General features: G+C 64.1%; 20 protein-coding genes and 2 tRNA genes. 5 read left to right on the top strand and 17 right to left on the bottom strand.

Translation table 11 applies throughout. The features are described from left to right. The first annotated feature begins 2 nt into the window (after positions 1 to 2). On the top strand, positions 3 to 932 hold the full coding sequence (gene rbsK, locus CK224_RS02170; RefSeq protein ID WP_095780645.1) for a ribokinase: 930 nt from the start codon (positions 3 to 5) through the stop codon (positions 930 to 932). Between the two features lie 812 nt (positions 933 to 1,744). Here the strand turns inward: rbsK and CK224_RS02160 are convergent. The 3 genes from CK224_RS02160 to CK224_RS02145 form a co-directional block, all read right to left on the bottom strand. Further along, complete coding sequence (locus tag CK224_RS02160) at positions 1,745 to 3,091, bottom strand: FAD-binding oxidoreductase (RefSeq protein ID WP_095780644.1); 1,347 nt, start codon at positions 3,089 to 3,091, stop codon at positions 1,745 to 1,747. Positions 3,092 to 3,219: 128 nt separating this feature from the next. Continuing rightward, entirely contained in the window at positions 3,220 to 3,426 is a 207-nt protein-coding gene (locus CK224_RS02155; protein WP_095780643.1) for a hypothetical protein, read from the bottom strand. Positions 3,427 to 4,400: 974 nt separating this feature from the next. Beyond that, positions 4,401 to 4,477: transfer RNA gene (locus CK224_RS02145), tRNA-Asp, on the bottom strand. 218 nt (positions 4,478 to 4,695) lie between these two features. Here CK224_RS02145 and CK224_RS02140 point away from each other — a divergent pair. Beyond that, positions 4,696 to 4,771 (top strand) — tRNA-Val (locus CK224_RS02140). A gap of 21 nt (positions 4,772 to 4,792) precedes the next feature. On the opposite strand, the gene CK224_RS02135 is transcribed toward CK224_RS02140, so the two are convergent. The 13 genes from CK224_RS02135 to CK224_RS02075 form a co-directional block, all read right to left on the bottom strand. Further along, positions 4,793 to 5,563, bottom strand: coding sequence for an SDR family oxidoreductase (locus CK224_RS02135; protein ID WP_095780642.1), 771 nt, complete (start codon positions 5,561 to 5,563; stop codon positions 4,793 to 4,795). A gap of 13 nt (positions 5,564 to 5,576) precedes the next feature. Next, positions 5,577 to 6,572: an ABC transporter permease gene (locus tag CK224_RS02130; protein WP_095779582.1), complete on the bottom strand. Its 996-nt coding sequence runs from the start codon at positions 6,570 to 6,572 to the stop codon at positions 5,577 to 5,579. Between the two features lie 97 nt (positions 6,573 to 6,669). Next, entirely contained in the window at positions 6,670 to 7,710 is a 1,041-nt protein-coding gene (locus CK224_RS02125; protein WP_066995049.1) for a sugar ABC transporter substrate-binding protein, read from the bottom strand. A gap of 39 nt (positions 7,711 to 7,749) precedes the next feature. Beyond that, the gene (locus CK224_RS02120; RefSeq protein ID WP_095779583.1) at positions 7,750 to 8,514 is read right to left on the bottom strand and encodes an ATP-binding cassette domain-containing protein; all 765 of its coding nucleotides are present in this window, start codon (positions 8,512 to 8,514) and stop codon (positions 7,750 to 7,752) included. Next, a complete protein-coding gene (locus CK224_RS02115) occupies positions 8,511 to 9,677 on the bottom strand; it encodes an ROK family transcriptional regulator (RefSeq protein ID WP_095780641.1) in 1,167 nt (388 codons plus the stop codon). The genes CK224_RS02120 and CK224_RS02115 overlap by 4 nt, the downstream gene beginning before the upstream one ends. Positions 9,678 to 9,818: 141 nt before the next feature. Next, complete coding sequence (locus CK224_RS02110) at positions 9,819 to 10,574, bottom strand: ABC transporter permease (RefSeq protein WP_095780640.1); 756 nt, start codon at positions 10,572 to 10,574, stop codon at positions 9,819 to 9,821. Then, entirely contained in the window at positions 10,571 to 11,344 is a 774-nt protein-coding gene (locus CK224_RS02105; RefSeq protein ID WP_095780639.1) for an ATP-binding cassette domain-containing protein, read from the bottom strand. The genes CK224_RS02110 and CK224_RS02105 overlap by 4 nt, the downstream gene beginning before the upstream one ends. Beyond that, the gene (locus CK224_RS02100; protein WP_176477830.1) at positions 11,344 to 12,396 is read right to left on the bottom strand and encodes an ABC transporter substrate-binding protein; all 1,053 of its coding nucleotides are present in this window, start codon (positions 12,394 to 12,396) and stop codon (positions 11,344 to 11,346) included. The genes CK224_RS02105 and CK224_RS02100 overlap by 1 nt, the downstream gene beginning before the upstream one ends. A 65-nt stretch (positions 12,397 to 12,461) precedes the next feature. Then, complete coding sequence (locus CK224_RS02095) at positions 12,462 to 12,896, bottom strand: VOC family protein (protein WP_067328264.1); 435 nt, start codon at positions 12,894 to 12,896, stop codon at positions 12,462 to 12,464. Positions 12,897 to 12,898: 2 nt separating this feature from the next. Beyond that, positions 12,899 to 13,633 carry a FadR/GntR family transcriptional regulator gene (locus CK224_RS02090; RefSeq protein WP_066995066.1) on the bottom strand — a complete coding sequence of 245 codons (735 nt, stop codon included), beginning with the start codon at positions 13,631 to 13,633 and terminating at the stop codon, positions 12,899 to 12,901. Then, entirely contained in the window at positions 13,630 to 15,066 is a 1,437-nt protein-coding gene (locus CK224_RS02085) for an FAD-binding oxidoreductase (RefSeq protein ID WP_095780637.1), read from the bottom strand. The genes CK224_RS02090 and CK224_RS02085 overlap by 4 nt, the downstream gene beginning before the upstream one ends. Before the next feature lie 135 nt (positions 15,067 to 15,201). Further along, complete coding sequence (locus CK224_RS02080) at positions 15,202 to 16,479, bottom strand: M23 family metallopeptidase (RefSeq protein WP_095780636.1); 1,278 nt, start codon at positions 16,477 to 16,479, stop codon at positions 15,202 to 15,204. Positions 16,480 to 16,645: 166 nt separating this feature from the next. After that, positions 16,646 to 17,113, bottom strand: a complete 468-nt coding sequence (locus CK224_RS02075) for a peroxiredoxin (protein ID WP_095779635.1) — start codon at positions 17,111 to 17,113, stop codon at positions 16,646 to 16,648. A 97-nt stretch (positions 17,114 to 17,210) separates the two neighbouring features. Here CK224_RS02075 and CK224_RS02070 point away from each other — a divergent pair, with 97 nt between their 5' ends. Next, positions 17,211 to 20,621 (top strand): DUF3971 domain-containing protein, encoded by a 3,411-nt coding sequence (locus tag CK224_RS02070; protein WP_095780635.1) that lies wholly within the window; start codon positions 17,211 to 17,213, stop codon positions 20,619 to 20,621. Positions 20,622 to 20,630: 9 nt separating this feature from the next. On the opposite strand, the gene tyrS is transcribed toward CK224_RS02070, so the two are convergent. Then, positions 20,631 to 21,884 (bottom strand): tyrosine--tRNA ligase, encoded by a 1,254-nt coding sequence (gene tyrS, locus CK224_RS02065; RefSeq protein ID WP_095780634.1) that lies wholly within the window; start codon positions 21,882 to 21,884, stop codon positions 20,631 to 20,633. Between the two features lie 350 nt (positions 21,885 to 22,234). On the opposite strand from tyrS, the gene CK224_RS02060 reads away from it, so the two are divergent. Both CK224_RS02060 and CK224_RS02055 read left to right on the top strand, forming a co-directional pair. Then, a complete protein-coding gene (locus CK224_RS02060; protein WP_095780633.1) occupies positions 22,235 to 23,878 on the top strand; it encodes a glycosyltransferase family 39 protein in 1,644 nt (547 codons plus the stop codon). Between the two features lie 36 nt (positions 23,879 to 23,914). Continuing rightward, positions 23,915 to 24,766: a phosphatase PAP2 family protein gene (locus tag CK224_RS02055; protein ID WP_095780632.1), complete on the top strand. Its 852-nt coding sequence runs from the start codon at positions 23,915 to 23,917 to the stop codon at positions 24,764 to 24,766. The last annotated feature ends 3 nt before the right edge of the window (positions 24,767 to 24,769 follow it).

The following is a 24,769-nucleotide window of genomic DNA, read 5'->3' as shown; positions in this document are numbered from 1 at the left end:
AGATGTCCGCCAGCAAGCCAGTCGTCATCCTGGGTGTCTTCGTCGCCGACACCGCCTATCGCGCCGACCGCCAGCCGCGCATGGGCGAGACGATCCTCGGCAATTCGTTCAAGCTCGGACCCGGCGGCAAGGGCTCGAACCAGGCGGTCGCAGCCGGCAAACTCGGCGCCGACATCACCTTCCTGACCCGGCTCGGCATCGATGCCTTCGCCGACATGGCCAAGCAGACGTGGAAGGATGCGGGCGTCAAGAGCGCGGTCATCGACACGCCGGACAGCTACACCGGGGCGGCTTATATCTTTGTCGAGGAGGGCAGCGGCAACAACGCCATCATCGTCAGCCCGGGTGCTGCGATGCTGATCTCGTCCGCTGACATCGAGGCGCATGCCGACCTGATCCGCTCGGCGGGCGTCTTCGTCACCCAGCTCGAGCAGCCGATCGACGCGGCGCTGAAAGCCTTGCAAATTGCGCACGGGGCAGGGGTGACTACCATTCTTAACCCGGCGCCGGCCGCCACCCTGCCGGACAGCATCTACGCGCTTTGCGACTACGTCACACCCAACGAGTCCGAGGCCGAGGGGCTGACCGGCATCGCCGTCTCTTCGGTCGACGATGCCCGCCGCGCCGCCGACAGCCTGCTGGCAAAGGGCGTCGGCGCCGTGATCGTGACGCTTGGCGAGAAGGGCGCGCTGCTGCACACCAGGGAGCGATCCGATCACGTCGGCGCCGTCAGTGCCGGCCCTGTAATCGAAACCACGGGGGCGGGCGACGCCTTCAATGGTGGACTTGCGGCGGCGCTTGCCAAGGGCGTCGAGCCGCTGGAGTCGGTGCGCTTCGCCTGTGCCGTCGCAGGCATTTCGGTGACCCGGCCGGGCACCGCGCCTTCCATGCCGACGCTCCAGGAAGTCGAGGCGCTGCTGGCGCGCGGTTGAAGCCGCTAAATCTCGCGTGGCGTTTCAGCGGCGCTAGCCGGCCATCGGCTTGACCACAACTCACAGAAGTTGGTCTCTCACGGCCCCCAGGGTTGCATATTAGCCACGGTTAATATTAATCGGCGCCAACGCCTTGCATCAACGGCATAGGTGTCCCGTAATGGGCCACCGTGTCTGGCATCGCAATTGCACTGTCAGCAATGCCGGGGTGGACTGTGCCTCGGTAGCCGGGGGGTATTTTGGGGGCCCGCCGCTCCGCGATGGAGCGGCGGGCGCTTTAAGGGTCGAGGGTACTGGCGATGTATTTTCCGCAATTTCTGGTGGGCATGTTCGCGAGTTCGTTCACGGTCGCAATCTGGGTCGGGCTGCAAACCGGCTCCGCCTGGAAGGCGCTTGGCTGCGCTATGCTTGCGATGATTATTCTCCAGATTGGATATGCCGGACTTGTCATTCGGCTGATCTACAAGCGGGGCCCGCAAGGCACTGGAGCAGACTTTATATCGGCAAATGCGGCGCCACCGGTGCAGCGAGCGCGCCCACACTAGAGGGCTCACCTCCAACCCGCCAACGCGCCCTGCGGAACGCAAGCAGTGCCAGCGCGTTCACCGTCTTGACCAGCACAGGCAGCCTGGTTGCCCGGAACGGTGAGATGAAAACGCCCTATAAAAAGCCCACGCTTGTAAAGCGCGAGAAGCTCACCGCCCGAACCGCGCAGATTGTCGCCTCCGGTGTGATATTGGGCGAGTGAACAGGGGCGCCGAAGCGCAGCTGAAGAATTTTGCTGCTCACAGGCTGGCCGGTCGGTGACTGCTCTAGAGGGCCGGACCCGGCCGAATGGCGCTTCCGTCAGAAAAGCGCGACAGGCGAAAGCGGGTGAGATCGTGCCCGATCTGGTTTCCCTGGATCATGTCGGCGACGACGCGGCCGATTCCGGGTCTGATACCGAAGCCGTGCCCGCTCATGCCCGTTGCGACGATAAGGCCAGCTATCGCCTGCACTTTGTCCACAATGGGAACGACATCCGGCATCGCGTCGATCATGCCAGCCCAGCTTGCCTTTAGGCGCACCGCGTCGAGCTGTGGGAACAGGCGCCTGAAATTGCGCTCGATCGAACGCAGACCAGAACGTTCGGGAGCCGGATTTAGCACCCGCATTCTTTCGAAAGGACTTTGCGAATCCGGCGCCCAGTGACGCGGCGTCGACCAGCCATCCGGGTAGCCCGCCGGCGCAGCCGGCGAATAGCGTGAGCCGAAAGGATTGGCCATAAGGGCGGGAAGGTATTTCCTAGCATGCCGGAATGCGTCCGGGCCAAGGTGGAGCAAATGACTGCCTCCGGCAGCGAGCGTGTATCCGCCATCCTGTCGGCGTCTGAAAGCGATATGCTCTCCTGCCGCGGCTCCAGCATGGACTTCGGGCATCGGCTCGGTTGCCGCGACGGTCGACCTTACACTGAGCTGGGGAATGGAAACGCCATGTCTTCTCAGGAACAGGGAAGACCACGCACCGCCGGCGAGCAGAACGCTCGACGTCTCGATGTGACCCGCCTCTGTCCACACACCGCTGATCCTCCCGGCCGAGATTTCCAGGGCTCGCGCCGCGCAATTCTCCACAATCTTGACGCCCTTGCGGGCGGCAAGCCGGGCGAGTGCGGGCACGGCCAGCCAAGGCTCCGCCCGAATGTCGGAAGGCGTTGTCATCGCGCCCTTGAAACTGCGCGACATGCCTTTGATGAGACCGGCGGTTTCCCGTGCGTTCAGCAGGCGCGTGTCGATCTCATGGACGGCAGCGATCTTCATGAATTTTTCGAAGCGGGCCATTTCGCGGTCGGAGCCTGCCAGGTAAGTCACGCCTGTCTGCTTCAAGCCGATGTCTTCGCCGCATTCCTCAGCCAGCTGCCGCCAACGACGGGACGCCTCGATCACGATCGGCAGTTCGTCCGCATCGCGTCCCTGTTTGCGGATCCATCCCCAATTGCGGGAGGACTGTTCGGCGGCGATGCGTCCCTTTTCCAACAGCGTCACCGAGATGTTGCGCCGCGCAAGAAAAAGCGCTGTCGTCACGCCGATAACGCCCCCACCGATAATGACGACGTCAGCGCTTTTTGGTGGAGGGCCGGGAAATTGAATCGGATCTGCTTCGGAGAACGGGAAAGTAGGCAAGGGGCGAATCCTGAAAAGGCCGCGTCAGCTATGGCCCACCGGCAGCCATCCTTTCTTGAGGCAGTTCAGGGGGAAGGTGGAGCACAGGCCGCCCGATAGGTCAGCGTCACACGCTTAACGCCTTTTCTTCAAGGCTTCCGCGAGCCAGTTGTCAAACCATCGGCCAGTTCGGCGGGCTTGATGATCCCTTTCATAAATAAAGCCATAATACGTTTGGCGATTTCGTCGCGCTCGCTAACTTTCCGTAGCCCGTGCTTTTCGCAGTATTCGTTGAGAGCTTTGGTGAGAGCGATCAGTTCTTCCGAATTCGCCACACCGTGCCGATGCGCTAGCATGGCTGCCTCCCTCGTCGGGGCGAAAGCGTCACAATCGCATCCAAGCGTCCGCTTGCCTCAATTTGGTACGGACGACGCTTGCGATGTTACGCCTTTTGAAGATTGGCGCTATTTCGAAATGACAAACCAAATGATTTTGGTTCCCACAAAGCCCGCCCGAGCTAATCGGGCGGGCTGTCGGGTTTGACCCAACGGCGGCACGTCAAGTAATTGTTCCAGTCTTACCATGTGCCGCGAACTCCAACGATAACGCTCTGCTAAGGTTCCTGCGTGACAGGCGCCCGACTTGGGGCCGGTCCGGCATCTGTCCAACTGCATTTTCACCTTTCGCGATCTCAAATGGACTTGGGACGGGCACCATCGTCGTCCACGCGCCTCCGACCTCAGGCCCAGAGCTAGACCGGATTTTCACTTCGATATTCGTCCAGGGAGGTTTCAGAACAGGCAAGAGCTGTGGCCCTCATCACGGATGCCTCAAGGCTTGCGTGCTGGCGCTTAATCCGTCGGCCTCAAAGGCGCTATTCTCCGGTAACACCAGCGTGAAGTTGACCGGCTGTTCGGTGATGTCGGATTCGCTCGCGTCGGATGCCCTTAAGGTACAAGGCCTCGGCTGGTTTACAGGCGGATTGCCTGATCACTGTCGGCGGCCTGGTCCTGAACAACCCGGTCACCACAGTTTGCAAGGCCCCCGCACGCGCTGCGGCGCCGCCTACACCGGAAGATGATGCTGGACGAAGGCCGTAGCTGGCGGCGTCGAGGGCACCGCGCTGTCGGCGAAGCTGGCGAACTCGCTATCCGAATCGAAGAAGCTCGAACAGACCTACGTGCCCGTCCAGGTCGAGATGGTAAGCCGATGACGCCAGACGCGAGGGAAGGCGGTCTCTCAGAGGGAACAAAAAGGGTTAAAAGTCTGAATTGCCGGTCTGGCATTCAGACTATTGCCATCTACCCCAACATCTAAGTTGTTGATTTGATGGCGCGAGTGACGGGGCTCGAACCCGCGACCTCCGGCGTGACAGGCCGGCACTCTAACCGACTGAGCTACACCCGCGCACTGACGAGCACGTGTCAGGCGTGTTCGTCGTTGGGGCGCTGGATAAGGGGTTCGTTTGCGGGTGTCAAGCGCGGCATGTGAGCATAACAGCAATCAGCAGAAGGTTTTTTGACAAGTGCGCCGGCATTGGCGCAATCCGTCCGATAGTGAGTGCGCCGGCTGTTCATTGGGCCTTGCGAATAGAGCTCTAACTGCTTAAAGGTCCGGCCCGGAGCGGGCGATTAGCTCAGTTGGTAGAGCGCTTCGTTTACACCGAAGATGTCGGCGGTTCGAGCCCGTCATCGCCCACCAGTTTCCCGGCACAATCAAGACTCACGGCGGCGTCAGGCGGAAATCCTGGCCTTCGGGCAGGAGCTGGCCGCCATCAACGACGATCGTCGTGCCGGTGATGTAGCTGGCGTCGTCGGAGGCCAGGAACAGGAAGGCGTTGGCGACGTCGCGTGGCGTGCCGAGACGTCCGAGCGGCACGGCGTCCTCCATGCTCTTGATGAAGGCGGCATCGCGGTGAAGCTTCATGCCTTCGGTCAGGATGTTGCCAGGCTCGACGCCGTTGACGGTGATGCCATAGCCGGAAAACTCCAGCGCCGCCGCGCGGATGAAGCCGTTGATGCCGGCCTTGCTTGCCGAATAATGGCCGTGGCCGGGGCTGCTCACCTGCGGGCCGGTAATGGAAGAGGTGAAGAGCATGCGACCGCTGCCCTGAGCCTTCATCGGTGGAAGCGCTGCCCGGGCGGCGTTGAAGCTGCCGCGCAGATTGACCGCCATGACCCGGTCCCAATCTTCCGGGCTGGTGTTCTCGATCAGTTGCCAGGGATAGATGCCGGCGTTCTGGACGATGATGTCGAGGCGGCCGTGACGCTGCAGCGCAAATGCCACCACCGCTTCGGCGTCGGCCATCTTCGAAATATCGGTGCGGATGAAGGCGGCACCAAGTTCGTCGGCGCTCGCTCTGCCGGCTTCGGCTTCACTGTCGGCCAGCACAAGGCTGGCGCCTTCCTCGGTGAAGCGCTGGGCTATGCCCCTGCCGATGCCACGCGCGGCCCCGACGATCACCGCCACCTTGCCTTCGATGCGTCCGGTCATGCGAGCCGTCCTGTCATGCGAGCCTTTGGCGAATGGTTTGCTTGAAAGCGTCGAGAAGCACGGCCGCCAGCACCAACAAGCCGTGGATGACCTGGGTGAAGTTGGCCGGCAGGGCCATGAGGTTGATGGCGGTGTTGATGGCCGACAGAAGTAGCACGCCGGCATAGACGCCGGGCAGGGTGCCGACGCCGCCTTTCAGGCTGACGCCGCCAATGACCACGGCGGCGAAGGCGTTGAAGAGCAGGCCGACCCCGAGATTGGCGGTGGCGCCGGAGGTGCGGATGGCGAGCAGCCAGCCGGCGAGGCCGGCGATGGCGCCGGCAAGCACGAAGGCGATGATCAGGTTGCGGTTGACGCGGATGCCGGCACGGAAGGTCGCGGTCTCGTTGCCACCGATCATCACCAGATGCCGGCCGAACGGCGTCTTGGCGAGAATCAGCGAGAAGACGACGAAGCAGCCGACAGCGATCCAGGCGGTGAGCGGCAGCCCGACGAGCCGCTGGATGCCGAACCAGCGGATGGCCGGCGCCAGGTCCTGCGCCGAGCGTCCGCCTGAAACGACAAGCACCAGGCCGCGCACCCAGATATAGGAGGCAAGCGTGATGATGAAGGCGCTCATCCGCAGTCTGACGATGAGGAAACCGTTGATGACGCCGATAAGGGCTCCGACCGCCAGGGCTACGGCGAGCGAGACCGGCACCATCAGCCAGTCCGGATGCAACTGCAGGCCGAGGCCGATGCCTGACGAGCAGAACATGATGCCGACCGCCATGGCGCTGAGCGCCGCGACCGATTCAACCGACAGGTCCATGTGACCGGCAATGATGACCAGCGCCAGGCCGATCGACATGACGCCCAGCACGCTCGAAGCCTCGACGATGTTGGCGAAGATGCCGAGCTGGAAGAAGTTCGGAATGAGCGTCGAGAACACGGCCAGCACAAAGACCAGCATGAACCAGACGAGATTGTCGAGCACAAGCTCGAGACTGTGGCGGGTGCGTGGGCTCATCGGCCGATCCGGTTAGCGTCGAATTTGAATATGCGGCTGCCGCGGGGCGGGCCTGCGAGGCTCCGGGCCGGGAGGCCCGGAGCTCGATGAAAAAGGCCTACTCGACGGGCTTGACGGTATCCGTCGGCGGCTTCAGGTTGCCCCAGAAAGCGGGGTTGTCGACATTCTCCTTGGTGATCGCCGCACCCGGGATCTTGATGTTCGGGCCCCAGGCTTCCTTGGTCACCACCGACTTCAGGCCGAGCACGTCATATTCGCCGGGCTTGATCTCCTGCTTGTTGACGACCTTGTCCATGAACATGGCGACGGCCGCGGCCTGGGCGTAGAGCGGCTGTTCGACTTCGACGTTGAGCCAACCCTTGCGGATAAGGTCGAGGCCGACCGGCGCGCCGTTCGAGCTCATCATCATCACGTCGCCCGGCTTCTTACCGGCAGCCTCCAGCGAGGCAACGCCCGCGACCGAAAGATGTGCGGCGTGGCTGAAGATCAGGTCGATGTCGGGATTGGCCAAGATCTGGTCGGCAACGATGGTGCCGGCGTTGCTCGCCTCCCACTGCATGGCGGGCAGCGAGATGATCTTGACGTCCGGAAACGCCTTCATCTTCTCCTCGAAACCCTTCTGGATGTCGAGCGTGTAAGGATCGCCGGGATCGCCGAGCACCTGCAGGATCTTGCCCTTGACCGAGCCATGCTTGGCCTTCAGCAGCGCTTCGGCCTGCTCGGCCGCAATGTGGCCGATCTCGACCGTGCCGGCGACCGATGTGAAGTCGGATGGCGTGGCGGTGATCTGGCGGTCGAACTCGACCACAGGGATGCCGGCCGCGCGGGCGGCTTCAACGGATGGCTTCAACGCATTGAAATCGACCGCGGCGAGGATGATCGCCTTCGGCTTCAGTGCGATGACGTCGTTCATCTGCGATTGCTGAGCGTCGGTCTTGTTGTCGGCGTTCAGTGTCTTCATCTCGTAGCCGACCTGTTTCAGGAACAGTTCCAGCGCGCTCACCGAGCCGGTCTGGAATTCGTCGAGCAAGGTCGGCACCAGGTAGTAGACGGTACCCTTGGACTGGGCGAATGCCGGCGTGAGCGTGGCAATGGCCAGGGCCAGGATACCGAAGACAGAAAGTAGCATTCGCTTCATGTCGTTCGCTCCTCTTTTCGCCGGACCCCTCATTGTCCCTCAGCCCGCCGGTCCGGCACCGGCGAGCGTTTCCCCGGTGATCATGTTGATCACCGCATCGGGACTTGTCTTGTTGCGGGCAACGTCGCCCGCCACGACGCCCTGGCGGATCACCACGATCCGGTCGGCGACCTGGAAGGCCTGCTGCATGATGTGGGTGATGATGACGACGCCGATGCCTTGGCTCGCCACCTTGCGGATCATGTCGAGGCCGCGGCGCGTCTGCTCGACGCCGAGCGCGGCGAACGGCTCGTCGAGCAGCACCAGCTTGCCGCCCCAATGAACGAAACGGTTGAGCTCGATCGCCTGCCGCTGGCCGCCCGAGAGATGCTCGACCTTGGTGCGCAGCGAGGGAATGCGAGTGCCGGCATTGGCCAGCGCCTTCGCCACTACGGACTCCATCGCGCGCTCGTCGAGCACCGGAACGCCCAGCACCTTGCGGGTGATCTCGCGGCCCATGAAGAAGTTGGCCACCACGTCGACATTGGTGCAGAGCGAGAGGTCCTGGTAGACGGTCTCGATGCCGGCCGCCTTGGCCTCGGCGGGGGTTTTGGCGAGGAACTCCTTGCCTTCGAACAGCATGCGGCCCGAGGTCGGCTCGAGTCCGCCGGCGATGATCTTGACCAGCGTCGACTTGCCGGCGCCGTTGTCGCCGAGCAGCGCCACCACCTCGCCGCGCGCGATCGAGAAGCTGATGCCCCTCAGCGCCCGGATGGCGCCGTAATTCTTGGTGACGTTGTCAAGGACCAGCAGGGGTTCGCTCATGCCGCGATGTCTCCGCCGTTCAGAAGGTCGCCTTCGCGCTGCCGCTTGGCGGTGAAGATCTGGCCGAAGCGCGGCGAAAGCACGCCGGAAACCGCAAGTGCCGCGGCGCCGCGCAACACGGCATGCTGCCCGCCCTGCGCCACGAGGATGCGCGGCGCGGCGCGATCCTTGCGAGCCGAAACCGAATTGTGCAGCGGCTCCGCCAATGCAGCCAGGCGTTCGAGCAACTGAGGCGAGGCGAGGCCCCCAAGCACGATCGTCTCGGGGTCGAAAAGGTTCTCGATGACTGCGACGGCGTTGCGGAAGATCGGAGCGACTTCGGCCACCCATCCGGCGTCGTTGCCGTTCCAGCGGCCGCGCGCCTCGAGCGACAGATAGCGTTCGAGGCAGCCCCGGTTGCCGCAGGGGCAAAGCTCGCCTTCCGGAACGACGGGGATGTGTCCGATCTCGCCGGCATTGCCCCAGGCCCCGCGCAGCACGCCGCCGTCATGCACCATGGCGCCGCCAAGCCCGACGCTGAAATAGAGATAGTAGTAGTCGGAACGCTGGAGGCCGAGGCCGTAGAGGCGTTCCCCCATGGCCGCCGCCGCCATATCGGTCTCGAAGAAGGCGGGCAGGCCGGTCGCGGCGGCAAGGCGCTCGCGCAACGGCACGCCTTTCCAGCCGGCCATTGTGGTCGGTCCGACGAAGCTCATGGACTCGACGCCGAACGGGCCGGGAAGCGCCATGCCGACGCCGATGACCCGTCCTCCGGCCCGGCGCCCGGTCAGATCGGCAACCATGGCGCCGATCGCCTCGAAGGCGAGATCGGGTGTCGGGCTCGGCGCTTCGCGATGGACGCTCTCGATCACGTCGCCGCTCAGGTTGATGAGCGCGGCGTCTATCCCCAGCGGGGTGAGGTGGATGCCGACCGCATAGCCGCCTTCCGGGTTGATGCGCAGCGTGGCCGGAGGTTGGCCGCGGCCCTTCGGCTCCTCGCGGACCGACAGTATGTAACCTTGTTCCTCCAATTCGCGCACGATGGTCGACACCGTCTGAACGGTGAGCCCGACGTGCTGCGCGATGTCGCCGCGGGCGATCGGACCGAAGCGGCGGATGGATTCGAGCACGATGCGCCGGTTGTATGGCCGCCCGAACTCCTGATTGGTTCCCCGCAACGCCATGGCTTGCGCTCCTGACGGACACAAGGTTCGCAGAGAAGATTTATTCAGTCAAATGGAATTCAAAAATAATTTGCCCGGCTCCCGAGGAGAGCAAGTTTCCCTGCGGCCCCGGCGCTTGCGACCCGGGCAATGTGCGGAAAGCTAGTATCTGATGACGCGACGCTCGATCAGCACGACGATGCAGAAAAGCGCGATCGACAGCGACGAGGACAGCACAATCGCGGCGTAGAGCCGGTCGGATTGATAGTTGAACGTCGCCTGGATGATCAGCGCGCCGAGGCCTTTGTCCGAGCCGATCCATTCGCCGACGATGGCGCCGATCACCGCAGTGGCCGAGGCGATGCGCAGCGAGGAGAACAGCATCGGCAGGGCGCGGGGCAGGCGCAGAGTCCAGAAGATCTCCGAGCGTGTCGCCGACAGCACGCGGAACAGCTCGTGCTCGTTGTCGCTTGCCGAATCCAGGCCCCGGATCATGTTCACCAGGGTCGGGAAGAAGCAGATCACGGCGGCGATGACGATCTTTGGCGTCATGCCGAGGCCGAAGATCAGGATGATGATCGGCGACAGCGCCAGGATCGGAATGGTGTTGAAGAATAGCACGATCGGGAAATATGCGGCCTGCAGGATGCGGCTGTGCACGAAGACCACGGCAAGCAGCACGGCGGCGAGATTGCCGATGACGAAGCCCGCCAGCGCCTCGATCAGCGTCGGTCTGAGGTTGTCGATGAGCAGGGCGAAATTCTTCTGGAAGACGCCGAAGATCGCCGTCGGCGCCGGCACGATATAGGCCGGTACGCCGAGCAGCGGCAGGAGATACTGCCAGGCAATCAGGATCGACGCCGCGCCCAGAACCGGAAGCGCAATCGCCATTTGCGGGGCAAGCGGCGCCGGTTTCACGATGCGCGCTCCAGCGCTGCACGCAACTCGGCCATGGCGCCGACGATCGCCGCATCCTCGCGCTTGCAGCGGTTGCCTTCCTGCTTGAAGGGCCGCAGGTCGAGGTCCTTCACCACCCGTCCCGGATTGGCAGCCAGCACAATGACGCGCTCGCCGAGATAGGCGGCTTCGGCGATCGAATGGGTGACGAAAAGGATCGTTGTGCCGGTGCGCCGCCAGAGGGTCAGCAATTCGTCGTTGAGGCGATCGCGCGTGATCTCGTCCAGCGCGCCGAACGGCTCGTCCATCAGAAGCAGCCTGGGCTCGCCAAGCAGGGCGCGCGCGATGGCGACGCGCTGGCGCTGGCCTCCCGAAAGCTGATGCGGCAGGCGTTCACCGAGTCCGCCAAGCCCCATCAGCTCCAGCAGTTCGCTGCTGCGGTCATCGATCTTGCGTGTGAGGCTGCGCTGGCCGACGCCGAGCGGCAGGCGCACATTGTCGCGCACCGTGCGCCAGGGCAGCAGGGTGGAATCCTGGAAGACGAAGCCGACGTCGCGGCGCGAGCGCACCGCGTGCGGTGTGGCCCCAAGCACGCTGATCGTGCCGTCCAGCGGGTCGAGCAGGTCCGCCACCACGCGAAGTAAGGTCGACTTGCCGCAGCCCGACGGGCCGAGGATCGACAGGAAGGAGCCGGCCGCGACCGTGAGGTCGAGGCCGGACAGCACTTTGACGACCTTCTGCCGGCCGCCATAGCCGACATCGAGCTTCTGCGCTTCGATGGCGTTCGGCATCAGGCCGCGGGCGCGTCGAGCTTGGGCCGGTCCGCGGCCGAAAGCTCCAGGATCTTCGTGGTGTAGACATCTTTGGCGGCCGGGCGTCCGTTCGGGTACTGGCCGACCTTGTCGAGCAGCGTCAATTGCTCCTCGATGGAGGCAGGGTCGAACGTGCCCCAGCCATCTTTGGCGGTCGCGCCGTCGAAGGAGAGTTTCAGCACCAGGTTGACGGTCTTCTCTTCCCAGCCGAGATCCATCTCCGGATAGGCGGCGACCATCTTCTTCACCGCTTCCTGGGGGCTGGCGTGAACCCAGCCCCAGCCCTTGCCGACCGCGCCGACGAATTTCGCCAGTGTGTCGGGGTCCTTCTCGATCACCGCGTCGGTCGCGAAATAGACGTCGGCGTAGGAAGCGAGGCCGAGGTCGCGCACCAGGAGATCGATGCGGTCCTCGCCGACCACGCTCAGCGCCTGGGTGTTGGTGATCCAGCCGCCGATGGCGTCGACGTCGCCGCGCACCAGAGGCGCCTTGTCGAAGCCGACATTGACGATGGTGACTTCCGACGGGTCGATGCCGTTCTTGGCCAGGATCTCATCGATGACGAAGCGCGCGGTCGGCTGGATGCCGATCTTCTTGCCCTTGAGGTCGGCAACATTGCGGATTGGCTTTCCCGGTTTCGAGGTCAGCGCATAGGGGCCGGTGCGGAAGCCGCAGGCGATGATTTTGATCGGCACGCCGCTGGCGCGCGCCGCATAAAGCTGCGGCGTTTCCGAGAACTGGCCGAGCTGCGCGGCGCCGGAGATCACCGGCGGCACGGTCGAGGCGTTGGGCCCGCCAGGGCTGAACTCCACCTCGAGCCCAGCATCCTTGAAATAGCCGTTGGCGACGGCCGCGATGTCGCCGATCTGGCCATTGGACATCAGCCAGTCATACTGGATGACGACCTTGCCGGCGGCCCTGGCGCCCGGCGTCAACACCAATTGCATACCGGCTGACGCGGCTGCGACCGCTGCGAGGCCGCCCTTCACGAAAGCGCGGCGGTTCAATTCGTAGTCTTGGTTCCCACTCATTTTTCGCTCCTGTTGCAGACTTCTTGTCTCTTCTTTCCAAGCGCCGCTCCCTCGGCGCGGCGTCGCTACGGCTGTTGGTCGTGGTAGTCGCCAGGGCCGCCGTCGAGCCAGGCGTAAAGCTCCCAAAGCGTGTCGTCCGGATCGGTGAAATAGGCGCAGCGCGCATTCCAGACGTAGTTTTCGGGCGGTCCATAGAAGGGCACGCCCTTGGCGCTCAATTCGCCGTGCAGCCGGTCGATCTCGGCCGGCGATCCGAGCTGGACGGCGACGCAAACCTTGTGCGCTTGGCGCGGCGATCTCTGGTTCGAGACGCCGGTGTGTCGGTTGATGTGGTCGAGCTCCCAGGCGGCGAGCGTCACGCCCTCGCCATGGAAATCGGCAAAGCCTTCGGCACGCCGACGCAGCCGGAAGCCGAGTTTCCCGACATAGAAGTCGACCGTACGCTCGATATTTTCCACCAGCAGGCAGACGTCGGAGATGCGGGTGAGGTTGGCCGGCATGACTATTTCGTCCCGCCGGTCTTGGAGAGTGGCAGCTTCACGCCGACGCGGTTGGCGGCGCCGATGATGTGCGTACGCATTGCTGCTTCCGCCGCCGCCGGATCGCCCGCCACCAGCGCCTCGTAGATGCGCACATGCTCGCCGACATTGATCTCGACGAGATCGTGCAGCGGGTTGGTCATGCGGGCATAGTGGATCGACTGGCGGATCTGCTCACAGACAAAAGAGATGAAGGTGTGGATGTAGCTGTTGCCGGTCGCCCGCGCGATCTCGCGGTGGAAGAGCAGGTCGGCGTCGATGCTGCCTTCTTCCCAGCGCTCCTCGCCGCCCATGCGGTCGAGCGCCGCCTTGATCGAATCGAGATGCTCCTGCCCGCGCCGCGCCGCGGCGAGCGCCGCCGACTCGGCCTCGAGGATGCAACGCAGCTCGAACAGCCGCTCCATATTGTGGGTATCCTTGAGCGCCTCGCGGTCGATGCGGATGGCGGCCCTTTGCTCGGGCGCCAGCACGAAGGCTCCGATACCTTGCCGCGCTTCGATCATGCCGTCGGCCCTGAGCTGGGCGATCGCCTCGCGCACCACATTGCGGCTGACGCCGAACTTCTCGGAAAGCTCCTGCTCGGTCGGCAGCCGCGCGCCGGGATTCAACTCGCCGGATTCGATCTCGCGGCTGAGGAAGGCCGCGACCCGGTGCGGCAGGGTTTCGACGGTGCCGATGGCGGCCAGTCTCTGCTTCATAAAAAACGCTCCGTCAAGGGCAGCAGGCAGCCGGGATTCATCACCCCTTTAGGGTCGAGCGCAGTCTTCAGCGCGGTAAGCATGCGGCGATGTGCTGGCGAGAGTCCGGCCCAGAATTCTCGGGCACGGCTGCGGCCGATGCCGTGCTCGGCGCTGATCGAGCCGCCGAGGCTGACGGCGATGTCGTAGAGCCCCGCCGTGATTTCCTCGCCGCGCACCCGCGCTTCGCCATCGGCGAGATCGAGCGGCGGCAGCACATTGAAATGGATGTTGCCGTCGCCGGCATGGCCATAGGCCAGTGCAATCCAGCCCGGATGTTCGGTGGCGGCGAAGCGGCGGGCGCGCTCGACAAGGACAGGGATATCGGGAATGCGCACCGAGAGATCGGTGCGCACGTGATAGCCGCGCTTCGCCTGGCCCTCGACCAGTCCCTCGCGGATCGCCCAGAAGGCCTTAGCCTGCGCGTTGCTGGTCGCGAGGACTGCGTCGGCCACCAGGCCGCCTTCGATTGCATCGGTTAGAAAACTGGCGAGCACGCCGTTGAGGTCGATGGTCGGTCCGGAGGACAATTCGATCAGCGCATGGACGGGTGCTGCGACAGGCGCCATCATTCCAGGATCGACCAGCCGGGCCAAATCGATGCATTCCGAGCCGATGATCTCGAAGGCGGAAATCAGATCGGAGCAGCCGCGGCGCGCTCGGTTGAAGAGGCCGATGGCCGCCTCGAACGAGACGAGGCCGAGGTAGGCAGTCTCGACACGGGCGGGCTTCGGGAACAGCTTGACCTCGACACCGGTAATGAGGCCGAGCGTGCCTTCGGAGCCGATGAAGAGCTGCTTCAGGTCATAACCGCTGTTGTTCTTGCGCAGCCCGGAAAAGCCGTTCCACAGCTCGCCATCGGCCAGAACAACCTCCAGCCCCAGGATCAGGTCGCGCGCCATGCCGTAGCGCAGCACGTTGACGCCGCCGGCATTGGTCGCGGCATTGCCGCCGATCTGGCAACTGCCTTGTGCGCCGAGCGCCAGTGGGAACAGGCAATCTTCGGCCTCACTTGCCTCTTTGATCGTCTGCAGCACGCAGCCTGCGTCCGCCTGAAGTGTGAAGTTCGCGCGATCGATCCGGCGGATGGCGTTCAGCCGCTCCAGGCTGACGACAATAACGCCGGCGCTGGTGCCATCGATGGCGCCCGAAACCAAGCCGGTGTTGCCGCCCTGTGGAATGACGCCGAGTCCCAACTCGCTGCACAGACGCATCAGCGCTTGCACCTCCGCAACCGACGCGGGGCGCAGTACGGCCAGCGCGCTGCCTCGATAGTCGCCGGCCCAATCGCCGAGATACTTCGCCATTCCAGCAGTGTCGGCGGTGAGACCGCTCGGCCCCACTGCGTCTTCGAGGACGCTGAGGATATCCGGTGAGAGGCTGCGAATGGTCATCAGCGGCGCAATCGGTGAGGCGATAGGGTGATGTATATCATCCTACAACTTGGATTGAGTCAATCCGAAGCGAGCGCTGCCTGGCAAAACGGTGGATAAATCTGGAGGGACCTCGGGTCGGCCGCGAGGCGTGCGCTAAAGGTACTGCGCGACCTTCTTGCCGACGGCGAGGAATCGCAGCGGGTCGACCGCCTCGCCGTTGTGGCGCACTTCGTAGTGGAGATGCGGACCGGTCGAGCGGCCGCTGCTGCCGGTCTTGCCGATCACGTCGCCGGCGGCGAGCTTCTGGCCGACAGTCACGTCGATCTCGCTGAGGTGGCCATAGCGCGTCGCAAAGCCGTTGCCGTGGTCGACCTCGACCATGCGGCCGTAGCCGCCGTTCCAGCCGGCCTTGGTGACGACGCCGGCAGCGGTGACCTTCGCCGGCATGCCGATCGGCGCCCTGAAATCCATTCCCGTATGCAGGGCGGCCGTGCCGAGGATCGGGTCGGTGCGCACCCCGAACGGGCTGGTCACAGTATGGCCCGGCGCGGGATTGCTGAGCGGCAGCTTGCACGCCTCTTTCTTGACTTGATCTAGCGCATCAAGCGCTTCATCCAGCTCTTTGACTTTGCTGTCGAAGATCATTGAAGAATCGAGCGGCACCAGCGGCCCGCCGACATCGTTCTTGTCGAGCTCCGTGTCGACCGGCAGCCCGGCGGCTTGCAGTGCCTGCGAGATCGCGTCGGCGTTGCGGTAGGCATTGTCCGCAAGCGTGGTGATGCGGGTGAGCTGCTGGTTCTCGATGGACTTGAGCGAAGCGTTGATCGACACGAAGAGCTTGTCGGCACGATCCGCTGCCGTTTCGTTGTCGAGCGGGTCCGAGCGTGTCGACCACAGGGAGAATGGCCTCGTGTCGCCGGCGCCCAACGATGCGACGGAGTAGGTCGGGGCCTGCGAAAGACCGCCGGTGATCTCGGCGTGCTCGTCGGGTTTGGTCGCGGTGGCATTGGCTGCGGCGGGCACATCGCCGACCTCGCTCTCGGCGCGTTCGAGGATCGGCCCGAGCCGGCCGTGGCGCTGGCTGAGCTGGGTCTGCCTGGCCAGCAACTCGCTGACCTTGGTCTCCATGAGCTGCTGGTCGAGAAGCTGGCGGCTGGTGATGCGATCGACCTGGGCGCGAAGCGCGGAGATGCGATCCTCATAGGCCTGCTGCATGCGCGCCTGCCTGGCTGCGGTGGCGCCGATCAGGTCATCGCGCAGCACCAGGTAGGAGGTGGCGAGCAGATAGCCGATGGCGATCGCCGCAAGCGCCGACCCGATGAAGGCGGCGAGCCACGGGCGGATGGTGAAATGCCGGATCTCGTTGCCCCGGGCGATAATGACCGTATGGGGCTCCTTGCGCCTGCCGAAGACCGCTGACTGACCGTTCACGGGACCAAGCTTTCGTTACGACTCCAACGACAGCTCGATTACACATTATTAGGGTTAACAAAGGTTTGCTGGCGGCGATGTCGGCATGTCCAAATCCCGCAACGCGGGTGGCAGGTTGCAGGGAAGGAGGCCAGCAAAATCGCGGAAGCTTTGGGTCTGCCCCGCTTCACAGCGCGCGCACCGCCTCCAGCACCTCTTCGGCATGGCCCTTGACGCGCACCTTGCGCCAGATGCGGGCGATGCGTCCGTCCTGGCCGATCAGGAAGGTGGCGCGCTCGACTCCCATGTACTTGCGGCCGTACATCGTCTTCTCGACCCACAGATGATAGGCCTCGATCGCCTTGCGCTCCTCGTCGGCGACGAGATCGAGGGTGAGATCGTATTTCGCCTTGAATTTGTCGTGTTTCTTGACGCTATCCGGGGACAGCCCGATGACCACGGCGCCGGCCTTCTCGAATTCCGGCTTCAGCTGCGAGAAGCCGATCGCCTCGTTGGTGCAGCTTGTGGTGTCGTCCTGCGGATAAAAGTAGAGTACGACAGGTTTTCCCCGGATCGCGGCGAGGCTGAGGGAGCCGCCGCCGTCGCGCGGAAGATCGAATTGCGGCGCAACGTCGCCCACGTCGAGTTCAGCCATGTCGATGCCCCTGTTTGCGGTTACGCGCGGATCGAGCATCGATATAACGTGAGGCGGGGATTCGTCCACGACGAGTACGTTTACAACGGAATATTGCTTGGATCAGGAGCAACCGCAGCACGAGAAGATCAGGTTCAGGCGTGACGAGATCACCGACCTGGCGGCCTTTCCGTCCGCGTGCAGCGTGCCGCCGCTCGGCCGTGCTTCGGCGCGCCGGCGCTTCCGCATCCTCGGTCGGGTGTTCGCCGGGCTCTGCGCGTTGGTGCTTCTGGCGGCAATTGGCGTCTATGTGCTTGGCACGTCAGGCATCGGCACCGAGCGACTTCGCGCCGAAGCCGAGACGGCCATCGAGAAGCTCGCAGGCGTCGATCTCAACGTCACCGTTGGGCCGGCGCGGTTGACGCTCGATGGGTCGAGCTTCGTCGCCCTGCAGGTCAGCGACGTCAGCTTGAAGACGGCCGACGGCAAGCCGATGGCCGATGTCGGGCGCGTCCGCTTCGGCATGCGCCTGCTGCCGCTGCTATCCGGCGAGGTCAAGCTCACCAGCGCCCGGTTCTCCGATGCTCGCATCATGGTCGCCGCCATGCCGTCCGGCAGCGGTGATTGGACGGCGGCTTTGCGCAACGAGGATGGCCTGGTCGATCCGGAGAAAGTATCGGCGGCGGTGTTTGGCGGCGTCAACGCGGCGCTGGATGCGGTGCGCGCGGAATCGATGCGCCAGATCGACCTCCGCAACGTCGAGTTCGAATTGCCGCCGGGCGGATCGGTCAGGCGTGTGACCGTCGCCGAGGCCACGGTTGGGCAGACGGGCACAGGCAGCATGGAACTGTCTTCAAAAGCCGATGTCGACGGCCGGCATGTAAGCCTGAGCGCCTCCGCGGCGCGCGATCCGAGCGCCAGGCGGATCGCATCGCTGGACGCCGCCGTCGCGATAGCGGACGTCGGCGTAACGCCCGCTCAGGGAAGCTCCAGCGGCGGGAACTTCGCCGCCCAGGGCGGCAAGCTTGGTTCTGTTGCGCTGAAGCTTTCGGGCGTCGAGGCGTCCGGCGACACGCCGTCGCGGCTGACGGCGTCGCTGTCGCTCGGCGGCTCGGTGCTCGATCTCGGCTCGCGCGGGCTGCTGCCGGCCGACGTCGATGCCAGGGCCACATTGGTCGCGGGATCAAACAAGGTCTCGGTCGACAAATTGCTGATCAGGACCGGCCGCTCGACATTCGATTTCTCAGGCTCGGTCGGGCCGAAGCCGGCAGCCGCGGGCGAGGAGCCGTCCTACCGCTATGACCTTGTCAGCGACGGCTCGACGCTCGCGCCTTCGGAATCGCCGGAGCCGGCGCTTCAGTTCCTTGCCCGGGTCGCCGGCGTCTACCAGACCAAGAGCCGCAAGCTCGTCGCCGAGCAGATCGGCGTTCGCTCCGGGGGTTCGAGCGACGTGCTGGGCACGGCGTCGCTCGCCTTCATCGACAATGGCCCGCCGGGTGTGTCGCTGTCGCTCAATGTACACGACATGCCGATTTCGCATGTGAAGCAGTTGTGGCCCTGGTTCTCCGCCCGCAACGCGCGGCTTTGGGTGCTGGACAACCTGTTCGGCGGCCGTGTGGTCGACGCCAACCTGCAGTTCCAGGTCGTTCCTGGGCGGCTCGGCAACGGCGTTCCGCTTTCCGGCGACGAGGTGTTCGGCCGCTTCCAGGTCGAGGGCTCGCGCTTCGATACCGCGGGGCGCATTCCGCCGATCCGCGATGCGGTCGGTGTCGTTGCCTTCCATGGCAACGATGTCGATATCACGCTGTCCTCGGGCAGCGTTTTTATGCCGAGCGGCCGCACCGTGGCGGCAAGCGGCGGCACGCTGACGATCAAGCAGGCGAATGTTTCGCCCGTGATCGGCTCGCTCGACATCGATGTCGCCGGCGAAGCCCCGGCGATCGCCGAACTCGCCTCCTTTGAGCCGATCAACGCCATGCGCCATGTCGGACTTGCGCCTGAGGATTTGAGCGGCACCGTCACCGGGCATGTGCGGGCCGACATTCCGCTGACTTCCGGCGTCGATACCTCGACGCTCGACTGGCTGGTGGCGCTGGACTACCAGGATCTTTCCTTAGCCAAGCCGTTCGAGGACCAGATGGTGACCGAGGCCGACGGGTCGATCACCGTGAGCCCCGACCGTGCGGTGATATCGGCCAAGGCGAAGCTGAACGGCATTCCGGCCGAGCTCGACCTGGTCGAGCCGCTCGAGGACAGCGGCCCGCCGCGCAGCCGTAAGGTCGCGCTGGTGATCGACGACAAGACGCGCGCTGCAGCAATGCCCGGCCTGTCGCCGCTGCTTTCCGGAACCATCAAGGTGGCGATCGACAAGAGCGGCGAGGGCGTCCAGAACGTGTCGGCCGACCTGACCAACGCAAGGCTCGACATCCCTTGGGCAGGATGGAGCAAGGGTGCCGGCATTCCGGCCAAGGTCACCTTCACGATGGCAAAGTCCGGCAGCACGACCACGCTGTCCGACTTCGATCTCGACGGGAAGAGCTTTTCGATCGACGGCGATGTGACTCTGGTCAACGGGGCGCTGTCCTCGGCCCGGTTCAGCAAGGTCGCGCTCAACAGAGGAGACGACGTCGCGGTCTCGGTCAAACGGTCGGGCAAAAGCTATGCGGTCAATGTCAGCGGCGACTCTCTCGACGCCCGCTCGCTGATCAAACAGTTCACCTCAGACGTCGATACAGCCACAAAAGGCGCCGGCGCCGACGCGATCTCGGTCAGCGCCGACGTGAAGTCGCTGACCGGCTTTCACGACGAGGTGCTGTCGAACCTCAAGCTGAATTACAGCGCTGCCGGCTCCCGGGTGAATGGTCTTGATATCAGTGCGACGGCGAGTTCGGGTGCCGCCATTGCCGTCCGAAACACCACCGGCGACGGCGGCCGGTCCCTCACGATGAAATCGGCCGATGCCGGCGCTATCCTGCGCTTCCTCAACATTTACGAGCATATGGAGGGCGGGGCCATCACGCTGTCGCTGGCGGGCGACGCCGACGGGCCAATGAAGGGCCAGGTCGACGCCAGCAATTTCTATGTCGTCAACGAGCCGAAGCTTGCGTCGATCGTGTCGACCAGGCCGGCCGGCGATACGCGCAGCCTCAACCAGGCGGTCAAGGCCAACATCGACACCTCAAGGGTGCAGTTCGAGCGCGGCTATGCCGACATCGACAAGGGCTCCGGCTATCTCAGACTGGCAAACGGTCTGTTGCGCGGTCCGCGCATCGGCACGACTTTCCAGGGCACGCTCTACGACCAGGACAACAATATGGACATGACCGGCACCTTCATGCCGGTCTATGGGCTCAACCGCATCTTCGGCGAACTGCCGCTGTTCGGCCCGCTGCTCGGCAACGGCCGCGACCGCGGCCTGATCGGCGTCACCTACCGGCTGCGCGGCAACGCCAACAAGCCGACGCTCAACATCAATCCGCTGTCGGTGGTGGCGCCGGGAATTTTTCGCTCAATCTTCGAGTATCGGTGATCAGGCCGACTAGATCGGCCGCACCAGAACGTGCTTCTTCCTGCCGAACGAGAGCTTCACCACACCTTCCGCGCCCAGGTCCTCAAGCGTCACCACGTGCCGGTCATCGGTCACCACCTTGTCGTTGAGGCGCACGGCGCCGCCCTGCACATGCCGGCGCGCTTCGCCATTGGAGCCGGCGAGTCCGGCGGTGACGAACAGCGACAGGATGCCGATGCCGGCCTCGAGATCAGCCTTGGCGACGTCGATGCTGGGCAGCGTGTCGGCGAGTGCGCCTTCCTCGAAAGTCTTGCGCGCGGTCTCTGCAGCCGTTTCGGCCGCCTCGCGGCCATGCAGCATGGCGGTGATCTCGGTGGCGAGAATCTTCTTCGCCTCGTTGATCTCCGAGCCGCCGAGCTTTTCGAGGCGCGCGACCTCGGCGAGCGGCAGTGTCGTGTAGAGCTTCAGGAAGCGCCCGACATCCGCATCCTCAGTGTTGCGCCAGTACTGCCAGAACTCGTAAGGCGACAACATATCGCCGTCGAGCCAGACAGCGCCGGAGGCCGACTTGCCCATCTTGGCGCCCGACGAGGTGGTGAGCAGCGGCGTTGTCATCGCAAACAGCTGCACGCCTTCCATGCGATGACCGAGATCGATGCCGTTGACGATGTTGCCCCACTGGTCGGAGCCGCCCATCTGCAGCCGGCAGCCGACGCGCTTGTAGAGCTCGACGAAGTCGTAAGCCTGCAGGATCATGTAGTTGAATTCGAGGAACGACAGCGACTGCTCGCGGTCGAGCCTGAGCTTCACGGAATCGAAGGCCAGCATGCGGTTTACGGAGAAATGCCGGCCGACATCGCGCAGGAAATTGACGTAGTTGATCTCCATCAGCCAGTCGGCGTTGTTGACCATCACCGCGTCGCCCGCGCCGCTGCCGAATTTGAGGTAAGGCGCGAAATTGCGGCGGATGCCGACGAGATTGCTTTCGATATCCCCAGGCGTCAGCAGCTTGCGCGCCTCGTCCTTGAAGGAAGGATCGCCGATCATCGAGGTGCCGCCGCCCATCAGCGCGATCGGCCGGTGGCCGGTCTGCTGCAGCCAGTGGAGCATCATGATCTGGATCAGCGATCCGGCATGCAGGCTCTTCGCCGTCGCATCGAAGCCGATATAAGCGCTCACCGTTTCGTTGGCGAAAAGCTGGTCGAGGCCGGTTTCATCCGAAATCTGGTGGATGAAGCCGCGCTCGCTCATGATGCGCAGGAAATCGGACTTGAAGGCGGACATCTTTTCTTCCCGGAGATCGCACGGCATTTGGCCGAGCTTGACGTGAAGGGGCGCGTTTAGCATCCAAGCGCGATCAGCAAAAGTGGTTTCCGGTTTTGCGTAGGATCGCGCTTCAAGAGGCAAACAGGTGATCAGCAACAGTGAGTTCCGGTTTCGCGTAAGACCGCACTTCAACCGGCAAATGGGCGATCAGCAAAAGTGGCTTGGGGCATTGCGTGCTATCGCCTGCCATGAGCCGCATCCTTGCTTCGCCCCTTTTGCTGGCGTAATGAGGCGCCCGCGCAAGGGCAGCACGCCCCGACGCGCCGCGACGGGGCTATCCCGCAGATCAGATCGGACAAGCTCCCGCGATGAACAGGAACTATCTCCTCCTCTTTCTGTTCAGCATCCTGATGACCGTCAGCGGGCTGGCAAGCCTGCCGCCGGTCGACCGGGACGAATCACGCTTCGTCCAGTCGACCAAGCAGATGGTCGAGACCGGCGACTATATCGACATCCGACTGCAGGATGTGACCCGCTACAAGAAACCGATCGGCATCTACTGGCTGCAATCGGCGGCCGTCATATTGAGCGGTGAGGGGGTCGAAGCGCCGATCTGGGTCTATCGACTGGTTTCGATGCTGGGCATCGCGCTCGCCGTCGTGGGCATCGGCTGGACGGGCACAAAACTCTTCGGCGCCAATGCCGGCCTTGCCGCCGGCCTGATGATGGCCGCCATCTTCGCCACCGCCTTCGAAGGCCGCGACGCCAAGACCGACGCCATGTTGCTCGCCTGCTGCGTGGCCGCGCAGGGCGCGCTGGCGCAGGTCTATCTGGCCGCGCGCCGCAAGGAGCCGGTTGCCGGCCACCTCCCATGGATCTTCTGGATCGCGCAGGGACTGGGAATTCTGATCAAGGGTCCGGTCGCTCCGCTGTTGTCGCTGCTGACGGCCGGCGCGCTGTTCGCCTTCGAACGCGACTGGCGCTGGCTTTTGAAGCTGAAGCTGGTGCGCGGCGTTGCAATCGTGCTCGTCATCGTGCTGCCCTGGATCATCCTCATCAGCTGGAAGAGCGGCGGCGCCTTCTTCCAGGAGGCGGTCGGCAAGGACATGCTGAACAAGGTGGCGCAGGGCGAGGAATCGCATGGCCTGCCGCCGGGCTTCTATATGCTCACCTATTCGCTGTTCATGTGGCCTTTCGGCCTGATCGCGGTCGGCGCCGGGCTGCAGGCCATCAACCGCTTCTGGGACGACCCGCGCCTGCGCTTCTGTCTCGCCTGGTATATCCCCTTCTGGCTGGTGTTCGAGGCGATCCCGACCAAGCTGCCGCATTATGTGCTGCCGGCCTATCCCGGCATGGCGCTGCTGATCGGCTGGCTGCTCACCTTGCCGGAGGATAAGGCCAATGCGCCGCTCAAGCGCTGGCAGAACTGGCTGTGGTGGTCGACCGCCTTCGGCGTCGTCGTCGTGTCGATCGGGCTAGCCGCAGTATGCATAGGCGCGCCGCTCTATCTCGCAAAAGCCTTTTCCTGGTGGAGCATTCCGGCGGCGATCGCCGCGCTCGTGACCGGCTATCTCGCTTTCCCGCGCCAATTGCAGGTGCCGCTCGAACGCATCGCGGCGATCGCGATCGGCGCGGGCGTAACCTTCAGCCTGCTGTTCGGCGTGATTGCGCCGGCGCTGAGGCCGATCTGGCTGAGCCCGGCCATCAAGGCAGCCGTCGATGCCAACCGTCCTTGCGACACCACGGTGGTCGCCTCGTCCCCCTATCACGAGCCGAGCCTGGTGTTCCTGGTCGGGACCAAGACCGTGCTGACCGACGTCGATGGCGTGGCAAAGCACCTGCTGGCCGATCCGACCTGTGCGCTGGGACTGGCGCCAGTCAAGGAGGAGCAAAAGCTCAACGAGCTGCTTGCCGGGCAGGGCAAGTCGGCGAAGCGACTGACCGAGATCGACGGGCTCAACTATTCGTCAGGAGACAAGCTGGCGCTCGGCCTTTATCGAGTGGCCCAGTGAGGAATAATGTCGGAGCTCGAAGACCCCCATAGAGCCATGTCCGCCGTTTCTCTTTACCGCCGTTCGCTCGGCAACTTCCTCGACACGACGCGCATCGTGCAGCGGCGTTTTGCAGTGCGTCCCGCGCGCTATCCCGAGATTCCCTGGCTCGTCTGGGTCTCTGCATGGCTTCTGCTGGCCATAGCCATTGGCCTCACCCTGGACAGCGCAGCCGGCAGGATGCGCGGCGGGTGGACACCAGGCTTCGTCCGTTTCACCGACTTCTTAACGGATTTCGGCCTGGGCGGCTGGTATCTCATCCCCGCCGCTCTCTGCCTCGTCGCCGCCAACCTGACGGACTGGCGACGGCTTTCCAGGTCGTCGCGTCTGCTCGTCTACAATTGGACCTGCTTCGCTTTCCTGGTGCTTTGCGCGGTTGGTCTTTCCGGGTTGGCCGTCAACTTACTGAAATACGGCATCGGCCGGGCCCGGCCGCTCTATTTCAACGATTACGGGGTGCTGTCGCTGCATCCCTTCGCCATGGATGCGCGCTTCGCCGGCTTTCCGTCCGGCCATGCCACGACGATGGGGGCGGTGTTCGGCGTCCTCTTGCTGCTGTTTCCAAGGCGCTGGCACATTGCGCTTGCGCTCACGGCCTTGATCGCTTCGACGCGCGTCTTCGTCGGCGCGCATTATCCGAGCGACACAGTGGCCGGCTTTGGGCTCGGCCTAGCCTTTGCGATCGCCGCAGGGTTGGTCTTCGCGCGGCTCGGTTTCATCTTCCGGCGGCCGTCGTCGACCAGACCCGTGCCCAAGCGCACGTTCCGGCTGCTGTCTTCCAGCGGATCCAAGGGTAAAACATCGCTGGCGAGGCGGAGCCGCGAGCAATTGTCAGCTGACCGCCCGTAGAGC

Source organism: Mesorhizobium sp. WSM3862 (assembly GCF_002294985.1).
Taxonomy (GTDB): domain Bacteria; phylum Pseudomonadota; class Alphaproteobacteria; order Rhizobiales; family Rhizobiaceae; genus Mesorhizobium.
Note: the sequence above shows the minus strand (reverse complement) of the source record. Positions and strands in the feature narration are given on the sequence as shown.

Excerpts from the sequence above, each read along its gene's own strand:
- CK224_RS02055 (WP_095780632.1), top strand. The coding sequence starts at position 23,915 with ATGTCCGCCGTTTCTCTTTACCGCCGTTCGCTCGGCAACTTCCTCGAC.
- CK224_RS02090 (WP_066995066.1), bottom strand. The coding sequence starts at position 13,633 with ATGAAGCAGAGACTGGCCGCCATCGGCACCGTCGAAACCCTGCCGCAC.
- CK224_RS02130 (WP_095779582.1), bottom strand. The coding sequence starts at position 6,572 with ATGAGCCCACGCACCCGCCACAGTCTCGAGCTTGTGCTCGACAATCTC.
- CK224_RS02115 (WP_095780641.1), bottom strand. The coding sequence starts at position 9,677 with ATGGCGTTGCGGGGAACCAATCAGGAGTTCGGGCGGCCATACAACCGG.
- CK224_RS02105 (WP_095780639.1), bottom strand. The coding sequence starts at position 11,344 with ATGCCGAACGCCATCGAAGCGCAGAAGCTCGATGTCGGCTATGGCGGC.
- CK224_RS02120 (WP_095779583.1), bottom strand. The coding sequence starts at position 8,514 with ATGAGCGAACCCCTGCTGGTCCTTGACAACGTCACCAAGAATTACGGC.
- CK224_RS02135 (WP_095780642.1), bottom strand. The coding sequence starts at position 5,563 with ATGACCGGACGCATCGAAGGCAAGGTGGCGGTGATCGTCGGGGCCGCG.
- CK224_RS02095 (WP_067328264.1), bottom strand. The coding sequence starts at position 12,896 with ATGCCGGCCAACCTCACCCGCATCTCCGACGTCTGCCTGCTGGTGGAA.
- tyrS (WP_095780634.1), bottom strand. The coding sequence starts at position 21,884 with ATGTCCGCCTTCAAGTCCGATTTCCTGCGCATCATGAGCGAGCGCGGC.
- CK224_RS02155 (WP_095780643.1), bottom strand. The coding sequence starts at position 3,426 with ATGCTAGCGCATCGGCACGGTGTGGCGAATTCGGAAGAACTGATCGCT.
- CK224_RS02125 (WP_066995049.1), bottom strand. The coding sequence starts at position 7,710 with ATGAAGCGAATGCTACTTTCTGTCTTCGGTATCCTGGCCCTGGCCATT.
- CK224_RS02060 (WP_095780633.1), top strand. The coding sequence starts at position 22,235 with ATGAACAGGAACTATCTCCTCCTCTTTCTGTTCAGCATCCTGATGACC.
- CK224_RS02085 (WP_095780637.1), bottom strand. The coding sequence starts at position 15,066 with ATGACCATTCGCAGCCTCTCACCGGATATCCTCAGCGTCCTCGAAGAC.
- CK224_RS02100 (WP_176477830.1), bottom strand. The coding sequence starts at position 12,396 with ATGAGTGGGAACCAAGACTACGAATTGAACCGCCGCGCTTTCGTGAAG.
- rbsK (WP_095780645.1), top strand. The coding sequence starts at position 3 with ATGTCCGCCAGCAAGCCAGTCGTCATCCTGGGTGTCTTCGTCGCCGAC.
- CK224_RS02075 (WP_095779635.1), bottom strand. The coding sequence starts at position 17,113 with ATGGCTGAACTCGACGTGGGCGACGTTGCGCCGCAATTCGATCTTCCG.